The sequence below is a fragment of the Nostoc sp. genome (genome assembly GCF_036917515.1).
Lineage (GTDB): Bacteria > Cyanobacteriota > Cyanobacteriia > Cyanobacteriales > Nostocaceae > Nostoc.
Genome location: NZ_JBALDE010000058.1, coordinates 24,541 through 34,437 on the forward strand (window position 1 = coordinate 24,541; position 9,897 = coordinate 34,437).

5 protein-coding genes are annotated in these 9,897 nt (G+C 40.1%); 3 read left to right on the forward strand and 2 right to left on the reverse strand.

From position 1 onward, the window contains the following. The first annotated feature begins 221 nt into the window (after window positions 1-221). The 3 genes from V7K89_RS07360 (at window position 222) to V7K89_RS07370 (ending at window position 7,119) form a co-directional block, all read left to right on the forward strand. A complete protein-coding gene (locus V7K89_RS07360; RefSeq protein ID WP_335185755.1) occupies window positions 222-2,486 on the forward strand; it encodes a two-partner secretion domain-containing protein in 2,265 nt (754 codons plus the stop codon). Continuing rightward, window positions 2,476-4,260: a ShlB/FhaC/HecB family hemolysin secretion/activation protein gene (locus V7K89_RS07365; RefSeq protein WP_335185757.1), complete on the forward strand. Its 1,785-nt coding sequence runs from the start codon at window positions 2,476-2,478 to the stop codon at window positions 4,258-4,260. The genes V7K89_RS07360 and V7K89_RS07365 overlap by 11 nt, the downstream gene beginning before the upstream one ends. A 231-nt stretch (window positions 4,261-4,491) precedes the next feature. Beyond that, window positions 4,492-7,119 carry a CHAT domain-containing protein gene (locus V7K89_RS07370; protein WP_335185759.1) on the forward strand — a complete coding sequence of 876 codons (2,628 nt, stop codon included), beginning with the start codon at window positions 4,492-4,494 and terminating at the stop codon, window positions 7,117-7,119. A 578-nt stretch (window positions 7,120-7,697) separates the two neighbouring features. On the opposite strand, the gene V7K89_RS07375 is transcribed toward V7K89_RS07370, so the two are convergent. Continuing rightward, window positions 7,698-9,014 carry a hypothetical protein gene (locus tag V7K89_RS07375; protein WP_335185761.1) on the reverse strand — a complete coding sequence of 439 codons (1,317 nt, stop codon included), beginning with the start codon at window positions 9,012-9,014 and terminating at the stop codon, window positions 7,698-7,700. A 332-nt stretch (window positions 9,015-9,346) separates the two neighbouring features. Continuing rightward, window positions 9,347-9,745 carry a RidA family protein gene (locus tag V7K89_RS07380; RefSeq protein WP_335185763.1) on the reverse strand — a complete coding sequence of 133 codons (399 nt, stop codon included), beginning with the start codon at window positions 9,743-9,745 and terminating at the stop codon, window positions 9,347-9,349. Between the last annotated feature and the right edge of the window lie 152 nt (window positions 9,746-9,897).

A 9,897-nucleotide genomic window follows, 5' to 3' on the forward strand; every position in this document is an offset into this window, starting at 1 on the left:
TTTTAAATTTGATGAACTTTTTATAAATTTTAATCTTAATCAATCTTTATAGCTAGAGTATATAAATATTTTGCGATTTGAAAAAAACTAATAATTAAATTTTGAAATTATTTATCTATTTCAATCTCTTAAACCGACTTTAATATCCAATTTTATAAAGTTAAAGTATAGTGTCGTCATTGGTCTACAATTCTTCTATTTATTTAGGAATAATAGATAATATGGGTAGTATTTGTAATTGGTATCAGGGACTAGGAATTGCATTCGGTAGTGTAATATTTTTTTCTTTGAACTCTGCTATTGCCCAAATCACAATTACTCCAGATGACACTCTCTCTAACAATTCTCAAGTTACACAGCAAAGTAATCTAATTATTATTGAAGGTGGAACTCGCTCTGGAAACAATCTCTTTCATAGTTTTAATGAGTTTAATATACCTGCTGGAGTCACAGTTGAGTTGAGAAACGCATCAGATATTCAGAACATAATTGGTCGAGTAACAGGTAAGTCGATTTCTCATATTGATGGCATTTTGAAATCTAATTATACAGCCAATCTGTTTCTGCTTAATCCCAATGGAATTATTTTCGGAAATAATGCTACTTTACAAATTGGCGGTTCATTTATAGCAAGTACGGCCAGTAGTTTGAACTTTGCCGATGGTACAAAGTTCAGTGCCACAAATCCCGAAATTACTCCCTTGCTTACAATAAGTGTTCCTGTTGGCTTACAATTTGGGGTGGCAACTCCGGGTTCTATCCTTAATCAATCTCAAGCTAACCCGGATAACGCACGCAATCCTGTTGGTCTACAAGTGCAGTCAAACAAAACATTGGCTCTTATAGGTGGTGATATCAAGCTAGAGAGCGGGAATTTAACAGCTAATTCCGGACGAATTGAGTTAGGAAGTGTTGCTGCCAATAACCTAGTTAGTATAACGCCAAACTTTCAAGGCTGGGTCTTTGGATATAAAGGTGTCCAAAATTTTAAGGATATTCAACTAATCAAGCGAACTGATATTATTAAAGGTTCTGAAATTCCATCTCAAGTAGATGCCAGTAATAAGACAAATGCTAATAACGAAGATGAGGGTGGAGGCAATATTCAGGTACAAGGCAATACCGTAGAACTAATCGGTTTCCCTGTGCGTTTAAGAACACAAACAACGGGTACAAAAGATGGTGGAGACTTGCTTATTAACGCCAAAAAATTAATTTTACGCGATGGTGCAGCAATATCAACTGCTACTAGAGGCGCGGGGAATGGAGGAAAGTTGACTGTGAATGCCTCCGATTCCGTAGAAATAATTAGTAATTTTTTTGACCTAAATGGTACACATCCCAGTCAATTATATAGTTCAACTGACGGGATTGGAAAGGCAGGTGACATAATTATCAACACACTTAAGTTGCGTCTTGAAGATAGAGGACAAGTGGCAGTGGACTCTATTCCTCAAAAGTCTAAAGACTCACAATTATTATCAAGTAAAGGAGCAGGCGGAAATTTGATTGTAAATGCTTCTGATTCCGTAGAATTAATTGGACCTTCTGGAACTTCTGGAACTTCACAAATTGCGTCTACTAGTTTGTCTGCTTCAACTTATACGGGTGGCGATCCAGGAGAAATAACAATCACTACAGGAAAATTGATTGTTCAAGGTATGTCAGAAATTACTGTAAACAATGACCCTCAAAGAGACCCAAGTCAGCTTAGTTCAGCAGGGGCTATTAACATAAGTGCTAAAGAGATATTTCTAGATAATGAAGGAAAACTCACATCTAATAGTAAGTCAGGTAACGGTGGCAATATCAACTTACAAACTGATTTACTACTACTGCGTCGTGGCGCTTCCATTTCCACCACCGCAGGCACAGCACAAGCTGGGGGTAACGGTGGCAATATCGCCATCAATGCCCCCAATGGCTTCATCCTGGCTGTCCCCAGCGAAGATAGTGACATTATCGCCAATGCTTTTACAGGTAGTGGTGGGAGAGTGGATATTCAAGCTAATGGCATTTATGGTATTCAGTTCCGCGAAAGTCCAACTTTTTTGAGTGACATCACTGCTAGTTCAGAACTTGGTAGACAAGGCACTGTAGAACTCAACACCCCAGATGTTAACCCCAATAGTGGCTTAGTGCAATTGCCAACAATACCAGTTGACACCCAAGTAGCTCAAGGCTGCTATAGTCCAGATTATGCTCAAAACCGATTTGTGATTGCCGGACGCGGCGGTTTACCACCCAATCCCCAAGACATTCTCACTCCTGATGCGCCTCAAATCGATTGGGTGTCTGTTAAACCCACTTACAACAATCGTTCCATACCACCTGTTACCACTAACCCAACTACCTCCACTCCCAAACGCATTGTTGAAGCCACAGGTGCGACGCTAAACGCCAAAGGACAAATAGTCTTGAGTGCTAATTCATCTGCTGCACCTTACACTTTCAGACACAACCCTATTCAGTGTCATGGTAGCTAAAGTTACTCATGTTTTGATAGTGTCCTGCTTACTGATATTGTTCAACAGCCTGATAACTACACCCAGTAGAGCACAGATACTCAATCGCGTACAACCATCCCAAAATAATTCTCCCTCGCTTCCCCAACTTCCGCCACCGCAGGATGTCCAACCACCCTCACCCAAAACACCAACACCACCAACACCACCCCAACTTCCACCTCCATCCGAATTACTTCAACCTGGACAACCACTACTTAAACCAGATGAACCATTCCTGGAGAGATCACAAATCTTCACTGTTAAACAGTTTGAAGTCATTGGCAGTACAGTATTCAGTCGAGAAAAGTTGACTGAGGTACTTGCTCCCTTTACAAACAAGCCGATAACATTTACACAATTGTTAGAAGCTCGTTCCAAAATTAGCGAACTTTATATCAATGCAGGATACGTTACGTCTGGGACTTATATTCCTGAACAAACTTTTGATAACAACGGTGTTGTCCAAATCCAGGTAATAGAAGGGAAATTAGAAGATATCCAAATAACTGGGACTAAGCGACTCAACCCAAATTATATCCGCAGCCGTATAGCCTTGGGTGCATCCACTCCTTTGAATCAAAAACGCCTATTACAGTCACTACAATTATTGCAACTCAATCCTTTAATTCAAAACGTCTCTGCTGAACTGTCTGCTGGCTCACGTACTGGTGCTAATTTACTGGCTATTAAGATAACAGAAGCTGATTCATTCAATATACAAGCAGTCCTGGATAATGGTCGTTCACCTAGTGTTGGTAGTTTCCGACGACAACTGCAAATAAACGAAGCTAATTTACTCGGATTCGGAGATGGTATATCGTTAACATATAGCAATACCGACGGCAGTAACACTATAGATACCAGCTACAGCTTACCTCTCAATCCCCGCAATGGTAGTCTTACTTTCAGTTATGGTACTACATCAGCCGATGTCATTGAACGTCCCTTCAATATATTAGATATTGAATCAGCTTCCCAATATTACGAACTGACATTCCGCCAGCCTCTAGTGCAAACTCCTAACCAAGAATTCGCTTTTGGGATAACCGCTTTTCGCAGAGAAAGTGATATTTCCTCCTCTTTACTAGAAGAGAATGAGGTTCCTCTTTCTGAACTATCACCAGGGGCTGATGAAGAAGGACGCACTAGAGTATCTGCGTTGCGTTTTTTTCAGGAATGGACGAGTCGCAATAGCCAAGAAGTCATTGCCGCTCGCTCTGAATTTAGTCTGGGAATTGGTGCATTCAATGCCACAATTAATGATAACGAACCTGATAGCCGCTTTTTCGCTTGGCGAGGACAGGCACAGTGGGTACGCCTCTTAGCTCCTGATACCCTACTATTAATTCGTGGTAATGTGCAATTGGCTTCTACAAAACTTTTATCTTCAGAACAATTTGGTTTGGGTGGTATAAATAGTGTACGAGGATATCGTCAAGATTTACTGTTGACAGATAATGGCGCTCTTGCTTCTGTTGAGTTCCGGCTACCAATTGCCCGTGTACCACAATGGAATGGAGTTCTGCAAGTTACAACCTTTGGTGATGTTGGCACAGCTTGGAATAATTCTTCCAGTAGAGATGAAAATAATACTAACACTCTAGCTTCTGTTGGTTTGGGTTTACGTTGCTTACAGGGTAATAACTTTACTGCTGGTGTTGAGTGGGGTATCCCTTTAGTTTCTGTTGATACTCAAAGCAATACATGGCAAGAAAACGGTTTATATTTTTTTGTACAATATAATTCGTTTTAATTTCACACAAAATAGCAGAGCTATAGAGAGTTATATCTGGTTTGTATTCTCACTAATTAGAAGGATTAAATATAGCACGAGGCAGAAGGCAGAAGGTAGAAAGTAAAACTATTACTATTCGTAGCTTTCACGCTTTCAAAATATCCTAAACTATGTGAGTACAGCTATACTATTTAAGAAAGTAAGTTTAAAAATTATATGAAATTTTTCCAGCATTTTTTTATAGCATTATTGACTGTATTACTTTGTGCGTTTTTACCATATTTTTTTGATTCATTTAATTATTTAATAGCAGCATTTGCAAAATCTAGAGTTGGATTTGATTCTGTTTTAGCAACTACACCTGCTCTCAACCCAACCCAGACTTCTAGCTTAGTACAGCAAAGTCAAGCACTTTATGAAGCAGGACAGTTTGTAGAAGGGGTACAACTTCTCAAAAAAGCAGTAGCTGAATTTAAAGCTACTAATGATAGCTTGAATGAAGCTATAGCTTTAAGCAATCTTTCTTTAGCCTACCAGCAATTAGGAAAATGGCAAGAGGCAGCTGAAGCTATTACACAAAGTATTAAACTATTACAAACTCTCAAAGATGCAAATTCTTCACAAATCTTAGCCCAGGCTTTAGATGTTCGAGGTGGACTGGAATTAGCACAGGGACAAACTGAAGTAGCCTTAAGTACTTGGCAATCAGCAGCTGAAATTTATCAACGCTTAGATGATATATCTGCACTGATTCGCGATCGCGTTAATCAAGCCCAAGCAATGCAAGCTTTGGGAAATTATCTCCAAGCAGATAAAACCTTAACCTCAGTCCGAGAAATTCTTAAAAACCAACCAGACTCTCCTGTTAAAGCGACAGGATTGTACAACTTAGGGAATGTCTGGCGAAGTTTGGGTTATTTAAACGATTCGTACAAAATTCTCGAAGAAAGTTATTCTGTGGCTATACGAGTGAAAGATGCGATCGCCCAAAGTAATGCTTTACTTAGTTTAGGTAATACAGTCCGCGCTCAAATGTACGCTCAACGTAGTTTGGGTAACTCAAGCAGCGTCAAAGATAACACGCAAACAGCAATTCAATACTATCAACAGGCAGCACAGATTGCATCTGCAAAACCTACTGTACGTCTACAAGCTCAACTAAATTTATTAAGACTACGGGTAGAGCAAGAGGAATTTAACACAGCAAAGGCATTATTACCTCAAATTCAGTCTCAGATAGACAGTTTGCCTCCGAGTCGGACGGCTGTTAATTACCGAATTAACTTTGCCCAAAGTCTGAGCAAAATGACACAGAACTCAGTTGGGCCAAAAAAAGATGTTGCAAAGATGTTAGCGCAAGCTGTCCAAGTAGCTAAGAGTTTAAAAGATGAACGAACTGAGTCTTATGCCCTTGGTACTCTTGGCGGTTTGTACGAACAAAGCGGACAGCTAGCCGATGCTAAAAGCCTTACACAACAAGCCTTGGTGAAAGCCGAGTCTGTTGATGCTCAAGACATTGCCTATCAATGGCATTGGCAGATGGGACGGATACTGCAAAAGCAATCCAACATCCCAGCAGCAACAGCTGCTTATAATCAAGCTTATAATGCCCTCAAATCCCTTCGTAATGATTTAGTTGCGATTAATCCTGACGTACAATTTTCTTTCCGCGAAAGCGTAGAACCCGTATATCGACAGTACGTTGATTTACTGCTGCAACTTCCGGAAAATACTTTTCAAAAGTCAGATAATCTCATTCAAGCTCGTCAGGTAATCGAATCTCTCCAGTTAGCAGAATTAGATAACTTCTTTCGTTCGCCCTGTTTGCTACCAAGAATTGACCTTGATAAATTAGTTGAAAACGAAAAATCTACAGTTGTTATCTATCCCATTATTTTAGATAATCGACTGGAAATTATTACTAGGTTGCCAGGGCAAGATGCAATCTCCCGTCAAACAACTAAAGTTCTTAAGAATGTCTTAGAAAACGTTGTAGAACGACTACAGAAAGATTTACCCATTGCTAGCCGTGAACCTGATGTTAAGCAGCATTCGCAACAGTTATATGATTGGTTAATTAAACCTATTGAATCAGATTTAGTAAATGCAGATATCACATCCCTAGTGTTTGTGCTTGACGGTTCTTTGCGGAATATTCCAATGGCGATTCTTTATGATAAAAAACAGCAGAAATATCTGATAGAAAAGTATGCTATTTCTTTAATGCCTGGACTACAACTCCTCGATCCTAAACCTTTACACAACGTACGGCTAAACGCTTTAATTGCTGGGGTTGAGCAAGAACGCTTGATTGAAGGAAAATTATTTCCCGAACTCTCAAATGTCACACAGGAATTAAAACTAGTCCAATCTGAAGTGAAGTCAACTAAAGAACTCTTAAATCAAGAGTTCACTAAAGCTAATCTGCAAAAGCAAATTCAATCTACTTCCTTTTCAGTAGTGCATCTAGCTACTCATGGGCAATTTAGTTCAGATATTGAAGAAACCTATATTCTTATCTGGGATAAGTTACTCAGGGTTAGAGAACTAGATAATTTACTTCGAGCTAGGGGTGAAAATCGACGAGGAACAATTGAATTACTCGTCCTTAGTGCCTGTAAAACTGCCACAGGAGACAAACGAGCTGCTTTGGGATTAGCTGGAGTAGCAGTGCGGGCAGGCGCACGCAGTACCCTAGCAACTTTGTGGACAGCAGATGATGAATCTACTAGCGACTTTATGGGTGAATTATATCAACAATTGGATACTGGAGTAACTAAAGCCCAAGCTCTGCAACGCGCCCAACTTGCGATTTTAGCTAAAGAAAATCGTCCATATTTTTGGGCACCTTACGTTCTTATAGGCAATTGGTTGTAATTATTTTTATGAAACCTTTAGCTGTAGCTATTAAACTAACCTAAGTTCGGGATAAGGAAAGGAGCAGGTAGTAAGCTGAAAATAACGACTTGTATTCCGGCTTGACTGGCTACCGATTCCGGGTTAAAAGGAGAAAGTCCGGCTGCTATTTCATCGGCGTTGACGTATTCAAATACTTCTAGAAGTAGGGAAGGATTTGCAGGGCAGCGGTAGTTTTACCAGAACCGTTTGCACCGCCGATAATGTACAGGTTGGGCATTATTCTAATGGTAATGCTAATTGTGCGGTGTAAAAAGGACAGTCTATATGCATCGCTTTCAAATTTTACCCCGCTGCAAGCGATCACTCTACTCAAACTCTTGGCAAATACAAAGCACTGCTATCGGGACTTAAACATTTTTGAGGCTTGTTTATGCCTTAAATCTATACAGGGCATGGAAAATACACCAAATGTTTAAAAATGCTTGAAACCCAGATATATCAATAAACTAGGCTTAACGATGTCAAAGTCTCTCTGTATAGAAATTTGAGCCTTTTTTCTGCTTTGGTACAAGAAAGTTGTTTACAGCTTCAAATTTTCACTGTAGTTGCTTGAATTTATTATTTGCCGATAGCAATAACTCTTGAGCTTTTAAATAAACAGTTGTACCTTTTTCTACCTTTTCTAATTGGTTAATAATGCTGTGTAACTGACTAATTATACGATTGCGATCCAAATTTTTGGGGTCAGTGGAAATTGAAGCCATTAAGCTTTCTATTTCTCGTTGTGCCATGAAGAAAGCCTGTACAGAATCTGCCTCAGCTTGTTGTCTTACTTTGACTTGACCCAAATTAGTCTCATAAGTTGCTAATAACTTTTGTGCTTGGGCATAACCTACCAAATCTTCAGAAGAAATCTGTTTTAACCGATTAATGGCTTCTGACCATAAATTTTCTATTTGTTCCCATTCAGTGACTGTGTGCGGTGGATTTTGACCAGCTTTAGCAGCTTGCCAAGAAAATTGCTGCGCTGCGGTAATTAAAGCACTGACGCGTTCATTTCCCGCTGCTAATCCCACAACTTCTTTAAAATCACGTTTGTAGGCATCTAGTTGATTTTGAGCAGTTCTTCCAGCTAAGGTTTGTCCGGGAATCTCTTCTAACTTATCTAGTGCTGAACGCCAAGCTGCGATCGCCGACTTTTTATCAGTTACTGTTGTAGCAATTTGATACTGCTGTTTTGCATTCAATAATGCTTGACTATTATCAGTGAGCAAGGTTTGAGCGTTTTTTTCTTGAAAAACCTTGGCTTCTAGTTGTCCTACTTGACGACGCGCTGCATTCAGACTGTAAACGCTCAACCGCCAGTCGTACCACCAATATTTGTATTCCGGCCAATCGTTAACCAACCCAACTGGCAAGTTATCCAAATGTATTTTTGTCTGTTGCAGTTGCTGTTCACCCAACGCTAAATCTGCTGCACTAGTGGGTTTTTCAATCAAGTATTCAGCTTGCTCAATTGATGCCAACACCTGCCGATAGTGCTGTTCCATGCTCATGTAACTGGGTAGCAACAAAAAAGGCGCATTTTGCACTACACTTCGGCGAATTATTGGGTAAGGCAGATTCGCCACCCAAACCACACCTGCGGGAATGCCGATAAGTACTGCTATCCATATCAATTTAGTACCTATACCTCTGTTGGGTTTGCTGGGTCTTTTTTGATGGGGTATACTGCTAACCTGCCCTTGTGCAGCTATTTCCTGTTCTAATTCAGCCAGAGTTTTTGGTTTTGATGGTTTTGCTGGTTGCTTCAGCACTATAGGTTGTTGGCTGGTTACAGATGAATTTATCCCAGAGATATTTTGAGAGTTATTACGTAAAAAGTTTTTAGTAATTTTGTGTAAAAATGCCATATATAGATCCAGTGCTTAGTTTAGTATTCCCTAACTAAGCTCGAAATCAAAACAATACGTGGCTTTTTACAAAAGCTCCAAGGCAGGATTGAGCTGTGATTTTGATATTAATTAGTGGCATTGACTTTAGGCTTTTTTTTAATCCCTATTTGAGATAAAAAATAGCTCACTGCGATTGCGTATTTATCCTGTTTCCATTTTGTAACGCTTCGTTAAAAAGGTAGGAAAAGTGAGAAAAGTACAAATATATCGATTAACAGAATGCTAAACCAGCAAGGGTTACAGCCTTAGTGTAACTATCTGTACGATTGCTCATTTGACTCCTTATTCACCTATCTAACGCTAGCTACCGCCTCAACCTCAACAAGTGTTGATGGTGATGCAAGGGAAGCTACGCCGATACCAGTTACAGATGGACGAGATTCGCCTAAAAAGCCAGAAAGAATAGGGGCAACAGTTTCCATGTGTTCTCCCAATTCACCTCGGATATACACGCGAACTTGCAATAACTGTCCGACTGATGAACCAGCGGCTGTTAGGGCAATTTTAAGATTGTCAAGCGCCTTTCTCATTTGTCCTTCGACCGAGTTTTCTGTGGTCTCATGTTGATCATTCCAATCGACCTGACCAGATACGAAAACTAGCCCCAATTCCGTCTCGACAGTAGCCTGAGACATGCCAGATGCAGCACCATCGTACAGTTCCTCTGGATTGATTAGTTTTTTGCTCATGTTGTCCTCCTAGCGGGACTTAAACGAAAATTAAGCCCAAATACTATCTGAAGTGTAAGGCATCACCGTGGTCGGGTAGCAGGACTATATCGCTATAATCCCGCCCCCTCAGAACCGGACTTGCGCCTTGCAACGCATCCGGCTCAAGCAAG